The organism is Saccharomonospora sp. NPDC046836, assembly GCF_040645195.1.
Taxonomy (GTDB): Bacteria; Actinomycetota; Actinomycetes; order Mycobacteriales; family Pseudonocardiaceae; genus Prauserella_A.
This window is the reverse complement of record NZ_JBEYXW010000059.1, coordinates 1-20869: the sequence shown is the minus strand read 5'-3', so window position 1 is coordinate 20869 and position 20869 is coordinate 1. Positions and strand designations below refer to the sequence as shown.

The following is a 20869-nucleotide window of genomic DNA, read 5'->3' as shown; positions in this document are numbered from 1 at the left end:
TGCCTCCACACCGGCCAGCACTACAACGAACACCTGGCGTTTCCACCTCCTCCCGCACTCGCAGCTTGACTTTTAACTACGTGAGATGTCTTTCTGTTCAGCACCTACACCGCAGGCAAGGGCAAGGAGCGGGCCGTCACGGTCGTGCTGTCCGGCAACCGGCCCAAGGACATACTGAGCGCCCAGCGGCACCGCCTTGCCTTCTACGACGGCCGGATCGTCGACACCACGGACCTCGGCCCCGGCGCCGACGCGCGCCTCGTTCCCCTCGTGTCGGACAACTGGACGCGGCTCTTCACGTGGCAGGGGGAAGGTACCTTCCCCGCGGCGGAGCGGGAAAAGCTTCACGGGATCGTCGACAAGGCACACGCGGCGGGTCAGCGAGTGCGGTTCTGGGCGACCCCCGACACCCCCGGCGAAGCACGTACGGCACTCTGGCGGGAGCTCCTCGCGGCCGGTGTGGACCACATCAACACCGACGACCTGTCCGGTTTGTCGGATTTCTTGAATGCAAAGTGGTAGTCACGAACGGGACATCCGCGTTCAAACGAGGTGACACAGACCTCACTATCGGTGAAATATCTCGACTAGGAAACGGTCCGGTAACGACGTCCTGACCAGGGCGAACGCCATGATCGCACGAGGTTGCCCACCGTTACTGTGACCTACGACACGTCTCCAAAAATTTCCGATCAGGCTGCTCGTTACGTACCGTCGCTTTTCGGTTGGCCCCGAACCGACCAGAGCACGACCGGGACTCCCGTGGCGCCCTACCCAGTCCGACGGGAATTCCGGACCCGAAACCCCGAGCGAAAGAAACTTCCGGACTGGGACGAGAGGGAAACGGAGCCTGAAGGCGATGTGAGCCGGCCGAAGAGCCGGCCAGGTCCGCTGGACCTGCCTCGTTGTACGGAGGCGCGGAAGCAGAGACTGAGTCGAAAATGGCTTATCGAGGCAAGCACCGTAAGACCTCCACCGCTTCCCGGACCTTCGCCCGCGTCGCTGTGGCGGGCTTGGCAGTGGGAGCCCCGTTGGCGATAGCTGCGACCCCCGCGCAGGCTCAGAGCGTCAACTGGGACGCGATCGCACAGTGCGAGAGCGGCGGCAACTGGAGCATCAACACAGGCAACGGCTACTACGGCGGTCTGCAGTTCTCCCCGAGCACCTGGCAGGCCTACGGCGGTACCGGTAACCCGGCCAACGCCTCCCGCGAGCAGCAGATCGCGGTCGCCGAGCGAGTCCTGCAGGGTCAGGGCATCGGCGCCTGGCCGGTGTGTGGCGCACGTGCCGGCTCGTCCACGAGCTACCAGGGCACGAACACCGAAGGCTCCTCCAGCAGCTCCGAGACTCCGAGCAGCAGCAGGACCTCCTACTCCGCCCCGGCCGAGTCGTCCCCGGCCCCGTCGGCTCCCAAGCCGACGACGTCGCTGAGCGGCGTCGCCAAGTCGAACCCGGCGGGCGACTACACGGTCGTGGCGGGTGACACCCTCAGCAAGATCGCCAAGGACAAGAACATCGAGGGCGGCTACCAGAAGATCGCCGACCTCAACGAGGGCTTCATCTCCAACCCCGACTACATCGTGGTCGGCCAGAAGATCGCCACCAAGTGACCTGCTGTGCAGGCCACTTGCGCCGAACGGCGCGGGTGCTAGGCAACTAGCACCACGACGGGCCCCACCGTGTCCCCCGGGCGGTGGGGCCCTTCCCGCATCATCGGCACCCCGCAAACGACCAACTGCGTGACATCCCTTACCGGGATGGGGGCGCACCGTTGGGGGGACGATCCGCTGGAGCCGGTTCCGCAGGCCGTCAGCACCACACCAGCCGCGCCGACGCCGAGAAACCGCAACGCGCGGCGGCGGTCGAGCAGAGCGCCGATGTCGAAGCCCGGGCCCTGGTCGACGACCTCGTCGTCGGGGCGGGCCAGCGGACGGCCCTGGTAATTCTGTTCCGGTTCTCGCATGCGGGCCAAATCATGGCCCGCGTCTGTGAACCACCTGTGCCCGAATTCAGCGTGACCTGAGGACCCCACCTAGTGTTCTCAGACGCGCCTCAGGGCGCGTTGACCCACTCGTCGGTGCCGTCGGTGAACTTCTGGTGCTTCCAGACCGGCAGGCGGGCCTTCACCTCGTCGACGAGTTCGGCGCAGGCCGCGAAGGCCTCGGCCCGATGGTCCGCCGCCACCGCGCACGCCAGCGCGACATCGCCGATCGCCAGTGCACCGAGCCGGTGGCTGACCGCCACGGCCCGCACGCCCACCCGGCGGGCCGCCACCTCGGACACGACCCTGGCGAGAACATCACCGGCGGTGGGGTGGCCCTCGTAGTACAGCGAGGTCACCAACCTGCCGTCGTCGTGGTCGCGTACGACACCACCGAAGGTCACGACGGCGCCCGCGGCGGCGTCCCGCACCAGCTCGGCGTGCTCCTCGACAGAGAGCGCGGTCTCGGTCACCTGCGCCAGCGCGATCCTTGCCGTGACCGCGCCGCCCGTGTCGCCATGCGGCGACGTCTCCGCCACGTGGTGCCGGCCGTCGTGTAGGTGCCCGTCGTGATGCCCATGGTCGTCGTGCCGCGGGTGGTCCCCACCCGCGACCTGGTCAAGGGCGTGATCGAGCACATCGGCGAGCACCTGGAGCCCGTCGCGGACGCCCCCGCGCGAGCCTGGCAGGTTGACCACGAGCGTGCTGGCGGCAACACCGGCGACTCCACGGGACAGGATCGCCGTGGGCACCTTGTCCTGGCCTGCGGCCCGGACGGCATCGGCCAGGCCAGGCAACTCGAAGTCCAGCAGAGGCGCTGTGGCCTCGGGTGTGCGGTCGGTCGGCGACAGCCCGGTGCCGCCAGTGGTGATGACGACGTCGACGTCCTCGGCCAGACACTGCCGGAGCGCCTGCGCGACGGGCTCGCCGTCGGCGACGACGATCGGCTCCGGCACCACGAAGGACCGTTCACCGAGCCAGTGGGCGATGATGGGCCCCGTCTGGTCCGCGTAGACGCCCGCGGCGGCCCGGTTGGACGCCACCACAACCCTGGCGGTGCGCTTCATCGGTTCCCCTCCCTGCGCCAGCGTCCTGTCTTGCCACCGTCCTTGGCCTCGAGTCGCACCTCGTCGAGCGTGGCCGCCGGGTCGACCGCCTTGATCATGTCGTGCACGGTCAGTCCTGCGACGGCAACAGCCGTGAGTGCTTCCATCTCGACGCCAGTGCGATCACTGGTGCGCACGGTCGCTTCGATCCGCACGCTGTCGGTGTCGAGTACGAACTGGACGTCGACCTTCGTCAACGCGATCTGGTGGCACAGCGGGATCAGCTCCCAGGTGCGCTTGGCACCCAGCACACCGGCGATGCGGGCGGTGGCCAGCGCATCGCCCTTCGGCAACCCGCCCTCGGACAACAGACCGATGACCTCCGCGGTGGTCCTGACCCGCCCGCTCGCAAGCGCGGTACGCGCGGTGACTTCCTTACCGGAGACATCGACCATGCGGGCTGCGCCCGCCTCATCGACGTGGCTCAGTTCACTCACGCAGTCGAGGCTACTTCTTGCCCCTTCACGGCTGACTTCACGGCCTCCGCAACAGCCGGCGCGACGGCCGCGTCGAAGACGCTCGGAACGATGAACGAGGCGTTGAGGCGGTCATCCACCACGTCGGCGATCGCGTTGGCCGCGGCCAGCAGCATGTCGTCGTCGATCTGGTGCGCGTGGGCGTCGAGCAGGCCACGGAACACGCCGGGGAAGGCCAGGACGTTGTTGATCTGGTTCGGGTAGTCGCTGCGGCCGGTGGCCACGACGGCGGCGTGCTTCTGCGCCTCCAGCGGATCGATCTCCGGGTCGGGGTTGGCCAGCGCGAACACGATCGCGTCGTCGGCCATCGTGGCGACCTGCTCGGCGCCGAAGAGGTTGGGCGCCGAGACACCGATGAACACGTCCGCCCCGACGAGCGCGTCGTGCAGAGTGCCCGACACGTTCTCCCTGTTGGTGTTCTCGGCCACCCAGCGCAGGTTGTTGTCCAGGTTGGGCCGTCCGGTGTGCACGATGCCGTCGATGTCCGCCGCCACGATGTCCGCAGGGGCCTTCCGTAGCAGCAGCCGGATGATCGCCGAGCCTGCCGCACCGACTCCGCTCACCACGATCTTGCACTTCTCGATCGGCTTGCCGACCACCCGTAGCGCGTTGCGCAAGGCGGCCACCACGACGATGGCCGTGCCGTGCTGGTCGTCGTGGAAGACCGGGATGTCGAGCTGCTCACGCAACCGCGCCTCGATCTCGAAGCACCGCGGTGCGGCGATGTCCTCAAGGTTGATCCCGGCGTACACGGGCGCGAGCGCGCGCACGATCGCGATGATCTCGTCGGTGTCCTGGGTGTCAAGGCACACGGGCCAGGCATCGACACCCGCGAACTTCTTGAACAGCGCCGCCTTGCCCTCCATCACCGGGAGCGCGGCGGCCGGACCGATGTTGCCGAGGCCGAGCACGGCGGAGCCATCGGTGACGACGGCCACCGTGTTGCGCTTGATCGTCAGCCTGCGGGCGTCATCGGGATTCGCGGCAATCGCCTGGCACACACGGGCGACGCCGGGCGTGTAGGCACGGGAGAGATCGTCGCGGTTGCGCAGCGCGACCTTGGGGCTGACCTCGAGCTTGCCACCGAGATGCATCAGGAACGTGCGGTCGGAGACCTTGCGCACGTTCACGCCCTGCAAGGCGTTCAGAGCCTTGGTGATGTCCTCGGCATGATCGGCGGACAAGACGTTCGCCGTGATGTCGACGACGATCGCGTCGGCATGCGACTCGACCACGTCGAAGGCCGTGAGCACACCGCCCACCTCGCCGACGGCGGTGGTGAGGTCGCCGGCCGCGCTCGCCGACGGCGGGGCCTCGAGACGCACGGTGATCGAGTAACCGGGACCGGGAACCGGCATTGCACTACCCCCGCATCGAGATACAGCTGGATACGAGTGGAAACACTAGCCGCGTGACGGCGGCCACCCAGCGCCAGGATCGGCGACCCACCAGTAACAACGTGGTGGCTACGCCCGCTTGTTGATCTCGGTTTGGGGGTGCTCGTAGGGCACGGTGTCGAGGGGGAATGCCACTTCGCCGAATGGGGAGAGCGCGCCCTGCCGATCGGCCGCGAGTTCCGACACGGGGTGCCCATCGGGAACCTCGGGCCAGGCGGGGTCGATCCCCTTGCTCTTCCTGCTGTCGGCCTGCGCCACGTCGTCCTCCATCACTTCGACCAACGGGTGAACCAGGTGAACACAGTGTGCCCGATCCAGCGGGGCACGGGATATCGTGGTCAGCGATGGCCGCCACTTCTCTCGCGAACTGGCTGCGCTCGGCATCCGACGACACGCTGACCACTCTGTTGCGCGCCCGGCGCGATCTCGCGACACCACCTCCCGCTGACTCCGGTGTGCTGGCCACGCGCGCAGGAACAGCCGGTTCGATCGCGCGGGCCTGCGAGCACCTGGACACCGCCACGCTCGCGGTGCTGGAAACCCTGGTCGTGACCGGCGCCGATCGCGAACCAATGGACAGTGCCGACATCGCGCCGCTGGTCGGCACCGACGTTCCCGCCGCGCTCGCCCGCCTGCGCGAACTCGCCCTCGCCTGGGGTGACGACGACGCGGTGAGCATCCCGCCCGCCGCACGCGAGGTCTTCGGTCCCTTCCCCGCCGGTCTCGGTGCACCCGCCCCCGCACTGGCCGGGCTCGATTTCGCCGAGGCGCTCGCCGGGGTCGGCGACGACGAGCGCGCGCTGCTGCACACGCTCTCCGCGGGCCCGCCGATCGGGCGAACGCGCGACGCGTCGGTCGATGTTCCGCTGGAGCTGGCGGCGACCCCCGTCCAACGGCTGTTGGCGAGGCGGTTGCTGTTGCGCCGCGACGACCAGACCGTCGAGCTGCCCCGCGAGCTGGGCATCGCGCTGCGCGGCGGAGTCGTGTACCCGGAGGACGCCATCGCCGAACCCGGACTGCCCACCCATCCACATCAGCAGTCCACAGTGGATGAGGTGGCGGCCGGGGAGGCGATGGAGTTCCTCCGGCAGCTCGAATCGCTGCTGGGCAGCTGGTCCGCACAGCCCTCACCGGTACTGAAGTCGGGCGGGCTCGGGGTGCGGGAACTGCGCCGGATCGCCCGCGAGCTGGACGTCGACGACACGCGGGCCACGCTGCTGGCCGAGCTGGCAGCCGGTGCGGGGCTGGTCGCCGCGAGCGACGACAGCACGCCGGAGTGGGTGCCGACGACGCTCACGGACTCCTGGTTGTCCTCGCCGCCCGCTTTGCGCTGGTCGACGATCGCCCAGAGCTGGCTCGACCTGCCACGGCTGCCCGGGCTCGCCGGAGAGCGCGACGCGAAGGACAAGGCATTGGTGCCGTTGTCGGAGGAGCTGCGCCGCCCACTGGCGCCTGCCCTGCGCCGTCGCGTGCTGGCCGCGCTCACGGAGCTGCCCTCCGGTGCCGGCGTGAAGAGTGTCGACGAGCTGGCGGCACTGCTCGCGTGGCGGGCACCGCGACGTGGCGGCAGACTGCGCGACCAAACAGTGCACTGGACCATGGCCGAAGCCTCGGCGATCGGGATGGTCGGGCTCGGCGCTCTGGCCTCGGCGGCGGGCACACTGCTGGACGGCGATGCGCACGGCGCCGCGAGCGCGATGGCCGACGCGATGCCGAAGCCGGTTGACCAGGTGCTGGTGCAGGCCGACCTGACGGTTGTCGCACCCGGCCCGCTGCAGGCCGAGCTCGCCACCGAAATCACCGCCGTCGCCGATGTCGAGTCGGCAGGCCACGCGACCGTGTACCGGGTGACCGAGGCCTCTGTCCGGCGGGCGCTGGACACCGGCCGCACGGCCGGCGACCTGCATGAGCTGTTCCAGACCCGCTCGGCGACACCGGTGCCGCAGGCGCTGACGTACCTGATCGACGACGTCGCGCGCAGGCACGGCAGGCTGCGAGGCGGCGCCGCGGCGGCGTTCCTGCGCTGTGACGACGAGGTGCTGCTGGCCGAGGTGCTCGGCAACGCCGTCGCGCGGCAGTACGAGCTACGCCGGATCGCGCCAACCGTCCTGGTGAGCCCCTACCCGCTCGCGGAGATGCTCGACGGGCTGCGCGCGGCAGGCTTCGCTCCGGCAGCGGAGGGCCCTGACGGCCGCATCCTCGACCTGCGCCCGAGCGGACGGCGTATCCCGGCACGGGCCAGGGCGCCACGGCGGGTCGCGCCCGAGCCCAGCACGCTCGGCGCCGAGCAGCTCACCGCGGTGCTGGCGCACATCCGCGCCGGTGACCGGGCCGCGACCACCCGGCGCGGCGCCACAGTGCGGCTTCCGGCCGGTGGCGGCGCGGACACCTCGGTGACGCTGGCACTGCTGGCGCAGGCGACGCGGGAGCAACGTGAGGTGTGGATCGGGTTCGTGGACTCACACGGCACGGCGACCCAGCGCGTGGTCACGCCTGTGCGCGTCGGCGGCGGCATTCTGGAGAGTTCGGACAACGAACGCTTTCCCCTGCACCGCATCACGTCGGCGGCTCTTGTCGAGGACTGACCATCGGCTTGGTCGCCACGCGGTTGCGGCGGCGGCGCAGGAGCCGTCGGGCGACCAGAGCAATGACGAGCACGGCCAATGCCGCGAGCACATAGCCCTGGTAGCGGCGGATCTCCGCATAGATCGGGGTGATGTGGGTGCCTGCGGCATAGCCCAGGGTGGCCCACAGACCCACCCACAAGGTGGCGCCCAGGATGTTGAACACCAGGAACTTCCGCCAGTGCATGCCGCTGATGCCCGCCAGGATTCCGTTGAGCTGGCGCAGCCCCTCCACGAACCGCGCCAGTATGACCACCGCAGCGCCGTACCGCTCGAAGAAGCGCTCCGCGGCCGCCAGCCGTTCCTCGGTGAGCCACACGTAACGGCCGAACCGCAGGACCAGTGCACGGCCACCGAAGTGGCCGATCGCGAAGCCGATGTTGTCACCGACCACCGCGGCGACGATCCCGACCACGATCACCAGGGCGATGTTGAGCTGGCCCGCCCCGGCGTACACCGCGGCCGCGATCAGCACCGTCTCACCCGGCGCGGGGATGCCGAAGTCCTCCAGCATGATCAACACTGCAACGGCGGCGTAGCCGTAGTGGTTCAGCAGCGGCGCCAGGCTGCCCAGTATCCCCGGCAGCTCCGGTGTGGTCGTCAGCAACGTCATCGGACCGTGTCTCTGCCCAGGTCGTTGGTGGCCAGTAAGAGCTGCGTGTCCGGGTTCATGCGCGCGGTCCCTTGCTGTGGGGCGACAACCCCACTATCCGCCCGCGACCCGCCGGGTGCCAGGACACCAAGGAGTGTCAGAGCGTGCGCAGACCGTCCAGGATGCGGGCCATGAAGTCGCGCGCGTCGCGGTCCGACGCCAGCAGACCGGGCTGCTGGATCTGCAGTGCACCGGCCTCGGCCAGGTCGTCGACGATCACCTTGACCACACCGAGCGGCAGCCGCGCGTACGCCGCGATCTCGGCCACGGAGCGCACGTCGACGCACAGGTCACAGATGAAGCGCTGCACTGTCGTCACCGCGCCGAGGTAGTGCCGGCCGCGAGCGCTGGTGGACACCAGCGACTCCAGCTGCAGGTCCTGTCCCGGCCTGGTGCGACCACCGGTGCGGGCGTAGGGCCGCACCAGCGAGCGGTGTTCGAAGCGTGCTGGAGCGGACACCGGCTGCTTGCGGTTGGGCTTCGGCAAGCGCCTGAGGTCGAACCGCTCTGGTGCGTCGATGCCCTCCCGTCCGGTGCCCTGGTGCAGTGCCTCCCACGCGTCCACGCCACTACCCACGCATGCCGCCCTGCAGCTGTGCGCGCAACTCCGGGGTGAGCTGCTGGCCGACACGGTCGACCAGCAGGGTCATCTCATAGGCGACCGTGCCGATGTCCGCGGTCGGTGCGGCGAGCACCGCGAGGCAGGAGCCGTCGCTGATGGACATCAGGAAGAGGTACCCACCCTCCATCTCGACCACGGTCTGGTTGACGTTGCCTGCCTCGAAGCAGCGCGCCGCGCCGAGCGTCAGCGAGATCAGTCCGGAGGCGACGGCGGAGAGCTGGTCGGCGCGGTCCCTCGGCAGGCCCTCCGACGCCGCCAGGAGCAGGCCGTCAGCGGAGACGACCACGGCATGCGCAGCCCCGGGCACCCTCCGCACGAAGTCGGTGATGAGCCAGCCGAAGCTGCCGTGTGGGGCCGAAGCCGTCACTGTCCCTCCTCGCCTGCGCACACTGGTCCAAGAACGCGTACTTGCCGCGTTGTTGTCAGCGGCCAGACTATTAGCCGGGTCAAACCTGTCGCGGACAAGTCCCCCGTCCGCGCGCCGCACTTCACGCCGGTGGCGGCGTCCTCATCCGGTTTGAAGTGCGGCGTCGTGGGCGATCGCATGCTGCACCACCGAGATCAGGACCTGCTTGGCCGACTCGCGGTCCCGCGCGTCGCAGGCCATGATCGGCACGCGCGGCGAGATCGTGAGCGCATGCCGAACGTCCTCGATCTGGTGATGGAGCAGCCGGTCGAAGCAGTTGATGGCGACGACGTAGGGCAGCTTGCGGTTCTCGAAGAAGTCGATCGACGGGAACGCATCGGCCAGCCTGCGCGTGTCCACCAACACCACGGCACCGATCGCGCCCAGCGCCAGGTCGTCCCACATGAACCAGAACCGGTGCTGGCCCGGTGTGCCGAAGACATAGAGGATCAGGTCCGAGTCGAGCGAGATCCGGCCGAAGTCCATCGCCACCGTCGTGGTCATCTTGTGCGGGGTGGCCGACAGGTCGTCCACCGACACGCTGGCCTCGGTCAGCGACGCCTCGGTGGTCAGTGGAGCGATCTCGGACACCGCACCGACCAGGGTCGTCTTCCCGACACCGAACCCGCCTGCCACCACGATCTTGGCCGAGGAGGTCGGCCCCGCCGTGGCCGGCGTGTTCGCATCGGACTCAAATTCGCCGAAGCCCACTGAGCACCCTTTCCATGAACTCGATACTGGGCCGGTCCCCGACCATGGACGTGGAGGAGTGCACGAGCACGAGGCCGAGACCGGCGACGTCACCAACAAGGACACGCACCACACCGAGTGGAAGCCGCAGCAGCGCGGCCACCTCCGCCACCGACCGGGTGTCCAGGCAAATCCCGCAGATGGACCGGTGTTCGGGCACGCGGACACGTTCCAGCCGTCTGCCCTGCTCGCTGGTGGAGACCAGGGCCTCGATCGCGAGGTCGTAGTCCGGCCGGGTCCGGCCCTTGGTCCGGAAATACGGGCGCACCAGGCCGGAGCTCTCCATGGGAGTCTCGGACTCGGCGCTCACCTGCCGTGGCACGGGCGCGGAGGGGAAGCTCTGCGAGGCAGGGCCGCCGTCCAACGAGCGCTCGGCGAACGCGGAGAACGCCGCCGAGTCGTCGCCCGGCTCGATCATCCCGCCACCGCCCATGCCGTAGAGCTCGGCGCCCGGTCCGCCCATCAGCCGCTGCCGGTACTCGGTCACATCGAACTCGGCAGGCCCCTGCCCACCCCCGTCGGACGGGGCGAGCCATTCACCGGAGTCGTCGGCCTGGCCCGGCTGCGACGACGTGAAGTCACGATCGTCCCTGGCCGGGTAGGCCCTGTCGGCATCCGGCTCAGCCGGCCATCGCCCGGCCGCGTTGCCTCTGCCGAGCCATCCGTCACCTCGCAAATGCCCGGAATCCACGACGGTCTCCTCAGTGTGGTCTCGCTGTCCCTGGGTGGCTGCGCGGACGCGTGGCCGCCATGTGCACGGAGGTCATCGCCGCACAGCGCCCTGCAGCTGGGCGCGAAGCTCCGGTGTCATCTGCTGGCCGACCCGGTCGACGAGCAGCGTCATCTCGTACACGACCAGGCCGATGTCGCTGTCGGGCGAGCCGAGCACAGCGAGACACGAGCCGTCGGACACCGACATGAGGAACAGGAAGCCGTTCGCCATCTCGACGACGGTCTGTGCCACAGGACCGCCCTCGAACACCTGCGCCGCTCCACGCGCCAGGCTCGTCAGGCCCGACGCCACCGCGGCGAGCTGATCAGCCCTGTCCTTCGGCAACCCGCGGGAGGCCGCGAGCAGCAGGCCATCGGCGGAGACCACAACGGCATGCGCCGCGCCCGGCACACGGTGCACGAAGTCCGTGATGAGCCAAGCGAAGCTCCCCTTCTGGCCGGAGTTGCCCTGCTTGGGCGCCCCCGGCTGCGCTGCACCAGCCCGTGTCAACTCTTACTCCTTCGCCCCGTCATCGGTCGATCCCTCGCTCGATCCGTTCGAGGTAACCGCATCCAACCGCATATCGCCGGCTGACGGCTCCTTGAGCGCATGGCGACCACTCTGGTACCCGCGCTGGAAGCTCACCATGCGGCTGCGCGCCGCATCCGCCGACCTGGCAATCGCGCCCTGTCCCGGCTTACCGGCCGTGGCATCGGTGAAAGCACCACCCTCGGTCGACCGGATGGAGCCAGGGACCAGGTAGGCGTTGGGGACCCGCTTCGGCAACCCTGCCGTCGTGAGCTCCTCGTCCTTCGACTCCAGCAGTGCATGGGCGGCCTGCCAGCCGCTGTCGGACACGCTGCGCCAGCTTTCGTCGTCACCGCCGTCGGTTCGCTGGCCACCGCTGTCTGCGACCTTCGGCTGTTCCCGCGGCTGGGCCACCTGCTCCTCCGGTTCGGCCTCTTCGCTGAACCAACGCGACAGCACCGACTGGTAGATGGGCAGGCGCCGGGTCGGCACGTCGTCCTCGAGCGCGCTGCCGTCGCCGCCGGCCGCTGTGGCTGCTGTGGCCGAGGCGGGCTGTTCCTGGCTCACGGGGATGTAGCGCGGCTGGCGTTTCGGCAGTGCCAGCTCGTAGTCCGCATCACCATTCTGGTGGCCGACCGCCTCCGGCTCGGGAGACTCGACGGGCCACAGCGGTTCCGCGGGCTCGGCCTTCGCGAGTGCCTCGCCGATCTCCTGCTCGGTGAACTGCGGTGTCGGGGGCGCGGCACTGACGAACGGTCCCGCCGCCCGCACGCTGCCACCCACCAGGTCGTCGAGCCTGATCGGTTGATCGAGCGGCTGCAGCCCGTCCGGCCCGGGGAGCGCCGCCGGTTGCACGGCGGTCACCTGCTCGGCTGGCTCAGCCACGCTGGTCAGCGGCGGCAACGATGGTGAGGAGATGTCTTCGTGGGAGCCGTCTCGCTGGGCGTTGATCCGCGGCATCGCGACGGGCTTCGCGGTGCGCGGCAGGCTGGTCAACAGCTCGGCCGGCACGACGACGCGCGCGATCACGCCGCCCTCGATGTCCTCGTTCTCCCGCAGCCGCACCTCGATGCCGTGCCGCTTCGCCAGGCGCGCGACCACGTACAGGCCCATTCGCCTTGTCACCGACACGTCCAGGTCGGGCGGGTCGGCCAGCCGCTCGTTGGCCTCGGCCAGCTGCTGCTCGGTCATGCCGACGCCACGGTCGGTGATCTGGACCGCCAGCGCGTGCCGCCTGGTGACCACCGCGCGAACGCTGATCTTGGTCTCCGGCTCCGAGAAGTAGGTCGCGTTGTCGAGCAACTCGGCGAGCAGGTGCACCAGGTCGTGGACCGCACGCCCCTGCACCGCCACCTCGGGAATGGTGCCGACCTCGACGCGGGCGTACTGCTCGATCTCCGACACCGCGGCACCGACCACGTCGGCGGCGGGCACGGGCTGGGACACCGACTTCGCCAGGCCCGCGCCGGAGAGCACCAGCAGGCTCTCGCCGTTGCGGCGCAGCCGGGTGGCCAGGTGGTCCAGCTCGAAGAGGCTCGCGAGCTGATCGGGGTCCTGTTCCTCCGCCTCCAGCCGGTCGATCACGCCGAGTTGACGCTCCACCAGCCGCTGGCTGCGCCGGGACAGGTTGACGAAGATGCCGTTGACGTTCTCGCGCAGCAGCGCCTGTTCCGCCGCCATCCGGATGGCGCGCTCGTGAACCACGTCGAACGAGCGCGCGACCTCGCCGATCTCCTCCCGGGTGTCCACGGGCACCGGCGCGATGGCGTTACGGGACGCCTCGATCGGGTTGGGGTCCGCGAGGATGCGCCGCACCGTCTCGGGCAGCCGGACGTAGGCGACCTCGAGCGCGCTGCTGCGCAGCACGCGTAGCGGGCGCAGCATCAAGCGGGCGATTGCCAGCATCAGCAGGAGAGCGCCGGCAAGCGCGACGAGCACGATGCCGGAGTCCCGCCAGGCCGCGGTGGTCATGGCGGCGGCACGATCGTCGGCGTTCGTGCGCAGGCTGCCGAGTAGCTGCGATTCGACCGTGCGGTACTTGTCGAGGGTCACCGAGGCCGCGTTGGCGAGCTCGCCGCTGTTGATCAGTAGTGGTTCGCGTCGATCCGCACGCACGAAGGACTCTTCGCGTATCCGCTCCCTGCCGTCGACCTCGGGACCGGTGACCGTGTCGGAGAAGAGCTGCCGCCGCTCGGGTGAGGCGAAGGCGGTGAAGGTCTCGACCGCGGCCTCGCCACCCGCGAACGCGGCTCTCGCCTGGTCGAGCAGGTCGGCACGGAACTCGTTGTGCAGCGCGGCGATCTGCAGGATGGCATCCTGCCGTGCGATGAACTCCTTTGCCTCACTGACAGCGTGCACCGTGGTGCCCTCGCGCAGCAGGTCCTGGTCGGTGATCGCAGTGTTCACCTCGCGCCCCAACCGCACCAGTTCGTCCACAATCGACGAATAGGTGGACAGCACGGAAACATCGGAGTACGGCGACGAGGCAACGGCATTGCGCAGCGGCGCCAGCGCCTCCAGCCGCTGCAGGCCACGGGTGTAGCGCTCCTGCGCGGCCGCATCGCCGGTCTCCAGCTGATCGGCCACGGCGCGGAGATCGGCCACCGCGCGGTCCGACCGGATGATCTGCGAATCGAGCGCACCCTGCCGGGCGGGATCGCCTCCGGAGGCGACCTTGGCGACCGCCAGCATCCGCTCGGTCTGCAGTTCCTGCACGACAGCGGTCATACCGCTCGCGAGATCCACCTGGTCGGCGGTCTGCTGGAAATCTCCGGCGGTGCCCAGCGCATCGACCGCCCGCAGCACGCCGAGCACAAGCGCGGTCAGCGTGGGAATGAGCAGGATCAGCGCCAACTTGGAGCGCAGCCGCAAGTTGCGGATTCCGCGACCGGACCGCACCTTGCCGGCAGGATCATTCGATTCCGGCGGCCCCTGCGCCCCGGCTGGCGCGTCGCTGGGTGCAGAGCCGAGTTCGTCCTCCGCCTTGTGGTCGAGCACTACGAGCACACTCCCCAGTTTCGAGCCGGTGGTTCCTCAGCCGTCCGTGGCTCGAACGAACGCGGTGCGGCGGTTGTCAGGCCCGTCCCCAGCAGGAGCACGCTGCGATGGGCGGGCATCGGACGTCGGTTCTGCGCGGTCATCGTGTCGGGCCTGCCCGCTTTTCACTCGCAGGAGTGCCTATTTGCGCAGTTCAGCGCGCGGGATCGCCGTGGCGACAGTGTCTCCGGCATGTGGGAAACGCTCTATCCGCTTAGCCATGGCAGGCACTCTCTCACTGAAGTGGTGGTCCGTACCGAGTTCGCAGAGGCAGAGAGTAGCGAAGACCCAGCCAACATGTAACCCTTCCAGGCGAGTCAGTACACACACACCAACAGGACTACGGACTGACCGTTGTCGTTTCTCTGCGTTAAGCAGGAGGTCTACGCTCCGTAGCAGTTGTCACCCGTTGGCGCGAAGTGTCAGAGTGATCTGTACCACTGGTCTCAGGGCTGCAAACACCCATTGTGATGTGTTCGGTCGGTTCTCTACAGTGACCGCGTGACTCGGTGATCCAAATTTGGACCACCCACACTTCACGCTCACACAATGAGACCCCCTGCGTTCTTCTAGGAGTTGGCCTTGCTTCGACGAACACTGCGGTTGGTACGACGCTCGAGACAGCCGGCCCGCGCCGGCCTGTTCGCGATCGTTCTCGTCATGCTCGCGTCCGTAGGCGGCTGCGGCCTGCTGGGCGGATCCGATGACTCGGCCGATGGCGGGAACGGAGATCTCGAGAAGACCACGATCAAGGTCTCCCTGATGCCCACTATCGACCTCGCACCTTTCCACCTCGCAATGCAGAACGGCTACTTCGAGGATGAGGGGCTGACCGTCGAGCCGGTCAACGCCGCGAGCGGCCAGGTCTCACTCACCAAGCTCATCAACGGTGAAGTCGACATTGCCTACAGCAGCTACACACCGTTCTTCGTCGCACAGAGCAAAGGCGCTGCCGAGTTCAAGTTCGTTGCAGATGCCTCCTCCGCAAGTCCGAAGAGCACGATGATCGTCGCCATGCCCGACTCGCCGGTGAAGAGCATTCAGGACATGACCGGCAAGAAGGTGGCCATCACCAGCCCGAACACGATGTCGGACACCCTCACCAAGTCGGTCATGAAGACCAACGACGTCGATTTCTCCAACGTGGACTGGGTTTCTCTGCCGTTCCCCGAGATGGCGGGTGCATTGCAGCGCGGTGACATCGATGCGGCGTTCATGACCGAACCATTCATCACCTCCGCGGCCAAGACCCTCGGCGCCGTCCCGGTGTTCGACACCGCGACCGGCCCGACCAAAGATTTCCCCACCGCTGGTTACGCGTCGCTGGCCAGGTTCGCCGACGAGAGCCCGAAGGTGGTTGCCGCTTTCCAGCGCGCCATGGACAAGGCGACCAGGGATGCGGCCGACCGCAGCAAGATCGAGCCGCTGATGGTCGAGTTCGCCAAGGTGGACAAGGAAATCGCATCGATGACCACCTTGCTCACGTTCCAGTCCAAGTTGGACGCTGAGCGGTTGCAGCGAGTGCCGGACCTGCTGTTCGAGTTCGGCGGTATCACCGAGCGCATGGACGCCTCGACGATGATCGCCACCACGACGGACGCCACCTGATCGTGCGCTCTGTTCTTCGCAACCTGGCCGGCCTGGTCGGTTTCTTCCTGCTCTGGGAAGGCGCCGTGAGGGCCGGCCTGGTGCCGGAGTTGTTCGTACCACCTCCTAGCGTCGTGCTGGCGACCACCGTCGACCTGCTCGGTCAGCAGTCGTTCCTCCGCGATGTCATTGCCACTCTGCTGGCCTGGGCCATCGCATTGCTGATCTCCATCGGGGTCGCGGTGCCCGCTGGGCTGCTCCTCGGCAGCGTCCCGTGGTTGCGAGCGGCGACCAGGGCAATCGTGGAGTTTCTTCGCCCGATCCCTTCTGTCGCGTTGATCCCCTTGGTACTCCTGGTCATCGGCAGCGGACCTGAGGCGAAGATCGCCCTGGCCGTGTACGCCGCCGTGTGGCCGATCTTGTTCAACACCATCTACGCCCTTGCCGAGATCGATCCGGTACTCCTCGACACCGCACGGGCATGCGGGACCAGCAAGGCACGCATGTTGACGTCAGTGGCCCTGCCCCACGCCGCGCCCTTCGTGTTCACCGGTATCCGCATGTCCGCGGCGATCGCGTTGATCCTGGTGGTGAGTACCGAATACGTCGCGTCAGCAGCCACCGGGCTCGGCCGGTTCATCCTGGATGCCAGCTCTGGCGGGTCGCGAATGGACCTCGTGCTCGCCGGAACGGTCGTCGCCGGGCTGATCGGATACCTCATCAACGACGGGCTGGAGCGGATCGGCAGGCGGCTTTTCCGCTGGAGCGACACGGTAGGGCGGGCAGCGACATGAGCCTGACGACTCAACGTGGTATCTCCCTGCGCGGCCGGCGCGCTGCCGGACTGAGTGGCCTCGCACGAAACTGGCTGGTCTTCGCCGGTGCCGTCGCGGTGTGGGAACTGGCGGCCCGGCTCGCTGGCAGTGTGTTCTTCCCTCCTCCCACCCAGATCGTGACCACCGCGGTACGACTGTGGTTCTCCGGCCCCGCGTCGCAGCTGTTCCTCACCGACACCGTCTTCGAGGACGTCCTGCCCAGCCTCGGCCGGTGTCTGGGCGGTTGGGCTATCGCCGTGGCACTGGGCATCACGCTGGGCACCGCGCTGGGCCGCTCGCGTACCGGCATGGACTACGTCGGACCTTTGTTCGCCTTCTTCCGTGCGATACCACCTCCCACGCTGGTCCCGGTCTTCCTGGTCCTTTTCGGTCTCGGACCGGGAATGCAGGTGGCCACGATCATCTTCGGCGCTGTCTGGCCGGTCCTGCTCAACACCGTCGATGGGGTCCGTTCGGTGGACGCCGTGAAGGTCGACACCGCCCGTTCGTTCCGGACGCCGAGGCGGTACTGGATCGGCTTGGTCGTGCTCCCTGCCGCCCTGCCGAAGATCTTCGCCGGGCTCCGGCTGAGCCTGTCGATCTCGCTGATCCTCATGGTGGTGTCCGAGCTGATCGGTTCCTTCAACGGGATCGGCTACCGGCTGATCACCTCGCAGCAGCAGTTCGACTTCCCGTTGATGTGGTCGTGGATCGTTCTGCTCGGAATCCTCGGCTACGGACTGAACACGGCGCTGCTCACCGTCGAGCGCCGCCTCCTTGGCTGGCAACCCACACGAAACGACGATGTCTGATCTCAGCACGAACCACAGGAGGCCGGCGTGCCGACCATGCTCGAGGTGACGGGCCTCAACCACCGCTACGGCTCGGGCGAGGCCACTCACATAGCCGTCCGCGATCTCAGCTTCTCCGTGGCGGCCGGGGAACTCGCCTGCATCGTGGGCCCTTCCGGTTGCGGGAAGTCCACATTGCTGCGCTGTATTGCCGGACTGATTCCGCCGAGCGCGGGCTCGGTCCAGCTGCATGGCGATCCGGTGAACGGCGTGCCGGAGGACCTGGCCGTGGTGTTCCAGGACTACAGCAGGTCGCTGTTCCCCTGGCTGTCGGTGGCCCGCAATGTCGAGTTCCCGCTGCGCTGGCGCCGCATCAGCAAGCAGGAGCGCGCGCAGCGAGCACAGGAGGCACTCGACGCCGTCGGCCTTTCCGAAGTCGGCAAGAAGTTCCCCTGGCAGCTCTCGGGTGGTATGCAGCAGCGGGTGTCGATCGCCCGCGCACTCGCCAGCCGGCCCGCGCTGCTGCTGATGGACGAGCCGTTCGCATCGGTGGACGCGCAGACCCGGTTCGAACTGGAGGACCTCCTGCGCCGCGTGCAGCGGGAACAGAACAGCACGATCCTGCTCGTCACCCACGACATCGACGAAAGCGTGTACCTGGGTGACCGGGTCCTGGTGCTCTCCTCGTCGCCGGCGACGATCGTGGCGGACCTGCCCGTCGACCTCCCCGCGGAGCGCCACCAGATCGCCACCAGGGAGTCGGCCCGGTTCGTGGCGTTGCGCGGCGAGGTGGCAAGGCTGCTGCAGAGCACCCCCACCTCGCCACAGTCTGATGTGGACACCGATGGGCCCGCGGAGCGCGCGGACTCCGCCAAGGAGACCGCCCACTGACCGGGCGACGACGGGCAGCATGACCTCAGCCCGCAGCCAGGGCGAGCATTGTCGGATCGTGGTAGTCCCGCGACCACACGATCCGGCCATCACGTACGCGGACGACGAAGATGTTGTGCATGGTGAACTGCCTGCCGTTCGTCGTGACGGTCACGTCGTAGTCGCACTCGGCGACGATCAGCTCGGGGTCGGTGGTCTCGTGTACCACCAGGTCACGGGCATGCATGTCCAGCGGCAACCCGGCCGCGCCCGCGAAGTGCCGCTCGATCTCGCCCCGCCCCACCAGCCGAAGCTCCTGCGGTTTGGCGTAGGGCTGCTCGACCACCGCATCCTCGGCGTAGAACTGCGACACCGTGTCCCACTCCTTGCCGGTGACGGCACGTAACTGCGCTTCGAACACCGCGCGTGGGCTACGAAGAGTTGCTGGGTTCTTGGTCATCTCCAACCTTTCCGTTACGGGGTCCTACTCGCTACTATCGGAGTCATGACTCCACTTACAACATACGGAGTGACTGCTCCGATTGTCAACGAGGTTCGTCGATGAGCCCCCGCGCGGACGCGGTACGGAACAGGTCGAGAGTGCTCGCCGCAGCCGATGAGGTCTTCGTCGAGAAGGGCACAGCCGCCTCGACCGAGGAGGTCGCGAAAAGGGCCGGTGTCGGAGTGGGCACCGTGTTCCGGCACTTCCCGACGAAAGAAGAGCTGCTCGAAGCCGTCTACGAGGAACGCCTTCGACAGGTCGGCGCCGAAGCAGCCGAACTGGCAGAGCGCGCCGACGCCGGCAAGGCATTCCACGAGTTCTTCACCCGGCTCGTCGAGAACGCCGGGACCAAGCAGACCCTGAGCGAGGCTCTCGCGGCCGCCGGAGTGGACGTCGACGACGCCGCGTCGCCGGTCCGTGCGCAGGTGCGAGACTCGCTGGGCACCCTGCTCGACCGCGCACAGCAAGCCGGCGGGGTACGCAGAGACGTCGGTGTCGACGAGGTCATCGCGCTGCTGATCGGGGCGTCCCAAGCCACCCGGTGGACCCTCGACATCTCGATGCGGGCGCGTACGCTGAACGTGATCCTCGACGGGCTACGGCCCTGATCAGCTCACTCCGCGCGGGCGTGGCGGCCCCGCTGCACACCGCTCTGCAGGCTGGCCATCCGGCTGCGCACAGCCTCCGCTGAGCGGCTGACCGTCGCCCCGTCGCCGTCCTCGGTCGGCCAGGCGATCTCGTCGGTCGGCGGCCCGTCGATGGTCTCGAACCACTGCGCCACCACCGCCTGGTATGCGGGCATGCGGTCGGTCGGCGTATCGGAGGCGAGCGCCGGCTCGTCCTCCGTGACGTCCTGCTCGGTCGGCCAGGCTGGCAGCGGCTCCCACTGCACCGGCGCCCGGCGCGGTTGGCCGACGGGCGACGCTGGTTCCGCCCGTGGGCCAGCCGGCTGCGCGACCATGGGCGGCTCGGCCGGAAGCTCCGGTTCCGTGTGCCCTGGTGCCGGAGCCGGCGGGGGTTCAGGCGTCGGGGGCGAGACCGGGTCACCAGGCCGGATCAGGTCCGCGGGCACCAGTACCGTCGCGGTCAACCCGCGGATGTCGGCAGCGGAGAGCCGGACCTGGATCTGGTGCTGCTGGCTCAGCCGCGCCACCACGTAGAGCCCCATGCGCCGCGACACCTCGACGTCGACCTCGGGCGGCTGCGCCAGTCGTGCATTGGTCCTGCGGATCTCCGTCTCCGGCATGCCGGCACCGCGGTCGGTGATGTCGATGCGCCACTGGCCTTCAGCCGTCATGGCACTCACCACGGCCACCGGTGCGTCCTCGCCCGAATAGTCGGTGGCGTTCTCGAAGAGCTCCGAAATCACGTGGACGAGGTCGCTCACCGCATCGCCGCGGACGGCCAGGCGCGGGGTGGCCGCGATCTTGATGCGCTGGTAGTGCTCCACCTCCGACAGCGCCGCACCGATGATCTCCTCGGCGGACACCGAGCCGGGCAGTGGGCGGCCGGCGTCCTGGCCCGCGAGCACGAGCAGGTTCTCGCTGTTGCGGCGCATCCGCGTCGCCAGGTGGTCCAGCTCGAACAGTCCGGCGAGGATGTCGGGGTCCTGCTCGTGCTCCTCCATCCGGTCCAGCACGGTGAGCTGCCGTTCAACGAGATCCTGGCTGCGCCGGGAGAGGTTGACGAACATCGACTTGACGTTCTCGCGCAACAGCGCCTGCTCCCCGGCCAGCCGCACGGCTTCGCCGTGGACAGCGTCGAAGGCCCTGGCGACCTGCCCGAGCTCCTCACGGCTGAACACCGGCACCGGCTCGACCGCCCGCCTGTGCGCGTCCTCCGGCCGCGGGTCCGGATCGGCCAGGATTCCCTGCACAGCCTCGGGGAGCCGGTGTTGTGCGACATCGAGGGCGCTGCGACGCAGTAGCCGCAGCGGGCGCAGCAGCGACCGCGCGATCAGCATCGTGAGTACTGCGGCCACCAGCAGGACACCGAGCATGACGCCGCCGTCGGT

General features: G+C 68.5%; 21 protein-coding genes and 1 pseudogene. 8 read left to right on the top strand and 14 right to left on the bottom strand.

Annotation, left to right across the window (positions count from 1 at the left end; all coding sequences use genetic code 11):
• Nucleotides 1-90 precede the first annotated feature (90 nt).
• A pseudogene (locus tag ABZ863_RS33470) lies at nucleotides 91-522 on the top strand (hypothetical protein); the annotation flags it as partial.
• A gap of 419 nt (nucleotides 523-941) precedes the next feature.
• Nucleotides 942-1610: a transglycosylase family protein gene (locus ABZ863_RS33465; protein WP_358543589.1), complete on the top strand. Its 669-nt coding sequence runs from the start codon at nucleotides 942-944 to the stop codon at nucleotides 1608-1610.
• A 38-nt stretch (nucleotides 1611-1648) separates the two neighbouring features.
• Here the strand turns inward: ABZ863_RS33465 and ABZ863_RS33460 are convergent, their stop codons facing one another.
• From ABZ863_RS33460 to ABZ863_RS33440, 5 genes are all read right to left on the bottom strand, one after another.
• A complete protein-coding gene (locus ABZ863_RS33460; protein WP_358543586.1) occupies nucleotides 1649-1963 on the bottom strand; it encodes a hypothetical protein in 315 nt (104 codons plus the stop codon).
• An 89-nt stretch (nucleotides 1964-2052) separates the two neighbouring features.
• On the bottom strand, nucleotides 2053-3048 hold the full coding sequence (locus ABZ863_RS33455; protein WP_358543583.1) for a molybdenum cofactor biosynthesis protein MoaE: 996 nt from the start codon (nucleotides 3046-3048) through the stop codon (nucleotides 2053-2055).
• Nucleotides 3045-3524 (bottom strand): cyclic pyranopterin monophosphate synthase MoaC, encoded by a 480-nt coding sequence (moaC, locus tag ABZ863_RS33450; protein ID WP_358543581.1) that lies wholly within the window; start codon nucleotides 3522-3524, stop codon nucleotides 3045-3047. Before moaC ends, ABZ863_RS33455 begins: the two co-directional genes overlap by 4 nt.
• On the bottom strand, nucleotides 3521-4921 hold the full coding sequence (locus ABZ863_RS33445) for an NAD-dependent malic enzyme (protein ID WP_358543579.1): 1401 nt from the start codon (nucleotides 4919-4921) through the stop codon (nucleotides 3521-3523). Before ABZ863_RS33445 ends, moaC begins: the two co-directional genes overlap by 4 nt.
• Nucleotides 4922-5029: 108 nt before the next feature.
• A complete protein-coding gene (locus ABZ863_RS33440) occupies nucleotides 5030-5218 on the bottom strand; it encodes a hypothetical protein (protein ID WP_358543598.1) in 189 nt (62 codons plus the stop codon).
• Nucleotides 5219-5304: 86 nt separating this feature from the next.
• Between ABZ863_RS33440 and ABZ863_RS33435 the strand changes: the two genes are divergently transcribed.
• Complete coding sequence (locus ABZ863_RS33435) at nucleotides 5305-7545, top strand: helicase-associated domain-containing protein (RefSeq protein WP_358543576.1); 2241 nt, start codon at nucleotides 5305-5307, stop codon at nucleotides 7543-7545.
• On the opposite strand, the gene ABZ863_RS33430 is transcribed toward ABZ863_RS33435, so the two are convergent.
• From ABZ863_RS33430 to ABZ863_RS33400, 7 genes are all read right to left on the bottom strand, one after another.
• Complete coding sequence (locus ABZ863_RS33430; protein ID WP_358543573.1) at nucleotides 7517-8197, bottom strand: DedA family protein; 681 nt, start codon at nucleotides 8195-8197, stop codon at nucleotides 7517-7519. The genes ABZ863_RS33435 and ABZ863_RS33430 overlap by 29 nt on opposite strands.
• Before the next feature lie 136 nt (nucleotides 8198-8333).
• Complete coding sequence (locus ABZ863_RS33425; protein WP_358543570.1) at nucleotides 8334-8813, bottom strand: DUF742 domain-containing protein; 480 nt, start codon at nucleotides 8811-8813, stop codon at nucleotides 8334-8336.
• The gene (locus ABZ863_RS33420) at nucleotides 8806-9225 is read right to left on the bottom strand and encodes a roadblock/LC7 domain-containing protein (RefSeq protein WP_358543567.1); all 420 of its coding nucleotides are present in this window, start codon (nucleotides 9223-9225) and stop codon (nucleotides 8806-8808) included. Before ABZ863_RS33420 ends, ABZ863_RS33425 begins: the two co-directional genes overlap by 8 nt.
• A gap of 141 nt (nucleotides 9226-9366) precedes the next feature.
• Nucleotides 9367-9975 (bottom strand): ATP/GTP-binding protein, encoded by a 609-nt coding sequence (locus tag ABZ863_RS33415; protein ID WP_358543565.1) that lies wholly within the window; start codon nucleotides 9973-9975, stop codon nucleotides 9367-9369.
• A complete protein-coding gene (locus ABZ863_RS33410; RefSeq protein ID WP_358543562.1) occupies nucleotides 9956-10705 on the bottom strand; it encodes a DUF742 domain-containing protein in 750 nt (249 codons plus the stop codon). The genes ABZ863_RS33415 and ABZ863_RS33410 overlap by 20 nt, the downstream gene beginning before the upstream one ends.
• A 72-nt stretch (nucleotides 10706-10777) precedes the next feature.
• Nucleotides 10778-11236, bottom strand: a complete 459-nt coding sequence (locus ABZ863_RS33405; protein WP_358543560.1) for a roadblock/LC7 domain-containing protein — start codon at nucleotides 11234-11236, stop codon at nucleotides 10778-10780.
• A gap of 3 nt (nucleotides 11237-11239) precedes the next feature.
• Complete coding sequence (locus ABZ863_RS33400; RefSeq protein ID WP_358543595.1) at nucleotides 11240-14251, bottom strand: nitrate- and nitrite sensing domain-containing protein; 3012 nt, start codon at nucleotides 14249-14251, stop codon at nucleotides 11240-11242.
• A gap of 699 nt (nucleotides 14252-14950) precedes the next feature.
• On the opposite strand from ABZ863_RS33400, the gene ABZ863_RS33395 reads away from it, so the two are divergent.
• From ABZ863_RS33395 to ABZ863_RS33380, 4 genes are read left to right on the top strand one after another with little or no spacing between them, the layout of a single operon-like run.
• Nucleotides 14951-15898 (top strand): ABC transporter substrate-binding protein, encoded by a 948-nt coding sequence (locus ABZ863_RS33395; protein WP_358543558.1) that lies wholly within the window; start codon nucleotides 14951-14953, stop codon nucleotides 15896-15898.
• 2 nt (nucleotides 15899-15900) lie between these two features.
• Nucleotides 15901-16671, top strand: a complete 771-nt coding sequence (locus ABZ863_RS33390) for an ABC transporter permease (RefSeq protein ID WP_358543556.1) — start codon at nucleotides 15901-15903, stop codon at nucleotides 16669-16671.
• Nucleotides 16668-17504 (top strand): ABC transporter permease, encoded by an 837-nt coding sequence (locus ABZ863_RS33385; protein WP_358543554.1) that lies wholly within the window; start codon nucleotides 16668-16670, stop codon nucleotides 17502-17504. The genes ABZ863_RS33390 and ABZ863_RS33385 overlap by 4 nt, the downstream gene beginning before the upstream one ends.
• A 36-nt stretch (nucleotides 17505-17540) precedes the next feature.
• Nucleotides 17541-18374 carry an ABC transporter ATP-binding protein gene (locus ABZ863_RS33380; protein WP_358543592.1) on the top strand — a complete coding sequence of 278 codons (834 nt, stop codon included), beginning with the start codon at nucleotides 17541-17543 and terminating at the stop codon, nucleotides 18372-18374.
• A 25-nt stretch (nucleotides 18375-18399) separates the two neighbouring features.
• Here the strand turns inward: ABZ863_RS33380 and ABZ863_RS33375 are convergent, their stop codons facing one another.
• Complete coding sequence (locus tag ABZ863_RS33375; protein WP_358543552.1) at nucleotides 18400-18813, bottom strand: nuclear transport factor 2 family protein; 414 nt, start codon at nucleotides 18811-18813, stop codon at nucleotides 18400-18402.
• A gap of 101 nt (nucleotides 18814-18914) precedes the next feature.
• On the opposite strand from ABZ863_RS33375, the gene ABZ863_RS33370 reads away from it, so the two are divergent.
• Nucleotides 18915-19463 (top strand): helix-turn-helix domain-containing protein, encoded by a 549-nt coding sequence (locus tag ABZ863_RS33370; protein ID WP_358543550.1) that lies wholly within the window; start codon nucleotides 18915-18917, stop codon nucleotides 19461-19463.
• Nucleotides 19464-19468: 5 nt separating this feature from the next.
• Here ABZ863_RS33370 and ABZ863_RS33365 read toward each other — a convergent pair.
• The coding region (locus tag ABZ863_RS33365) for an ATP-binding protein (protein WP_358543548.1) at nucleotides 19469-20869 on the bottom strand (1401 nt) is incomplete at its 5' end.

What these genes read in the sequence shown, in the direction of transcription:
- ABZ863_RS33465 (WP_358543589.1), top strand. Translation starts at nt 942, where the DNA reads ATGGCTTATCGAGGCAAGCACCGTAAGACCTCCACCGCTTCCCGGACC.
- ABZ863_RS33460 (WP_358543586.1), bottom strand. Translation starts at nt 1,963, where the DNA reads ATGCGAGAACCGGAACAGAATTACCAGGGCCGTCCGCTGGCCCGCCCC.
- ABZ863_RS33455 (WP_358543583.1), bottom strand. Translation starts at nt 3,048, where the DNA reads ATGAAGCGCACCGCCAGGGTTGTGGTGGCGTCCAACCGGGCCGCCGCG.
- ABZ863_RS33445 (WP_358543579.1), bottom strand. Translation starts at nt 4,921, where the DNA reads ATGCCGGTTCCCGGTCCCGGTTACTCGATCACCGTGCGTCTCGAGGCC.
- ABZ863_RS33435 (WP_358543576.1), top strand. Translation starts at nt 5,305, where the DNA reads ATGGCCGCCACTTCTCTCGCGAACTGGCTGCGCTCGGCATCCGACGAC.
- ABZ863_RS33430 (WP_358543573.1), bottom strand. Translation starts at nt 8,197, where the DNA reads ATGACGTTGCTGACGACCACACCGGAGCTGCCGGGGATACTGGGCAGC.
- ABZ863_RS33395 (WP_358543558.1), top strand. Translation starts at nt 14,951, where the DNA reads ATGCTCGCGTCCGTAGGCGGCTGCGGCCTGCTGGGCGGATCCGATGAC.
- ABZ863_RS33385 (WP_358543554.1), top strand. Translation starts at nt 16,668, where the DNA reads ATGAGCCTGACGACTCAACGTGGTATCTCCCTGCGCGGCCGGCGCGCT.
- ABZ863_RS33380 (WP_358543592.1), top strand. Translation starts at nt 17,541, where the DNA reads ATGCTCGAGGTGACGGGCCTCAACCACCGCTACGGCTCGGGCGAGGCC.
- ABZ863_RS33375 (WP_358543552.1), bottom strand. Translation starts at nt 18,813, where the DNA reads ATGACCAAGAACCCAGCAACTCTTCGTAGCCCACGCGCGGTGTTCGAA.
- ABZ863_RS33370 (WP_358543550.1), top strand. Translation starts at nt 18,915, where the DNA reads ATGAGCCCCCGCGCGGACGCGGTACGGAACAGGTCGAGAGTGCTCGCC.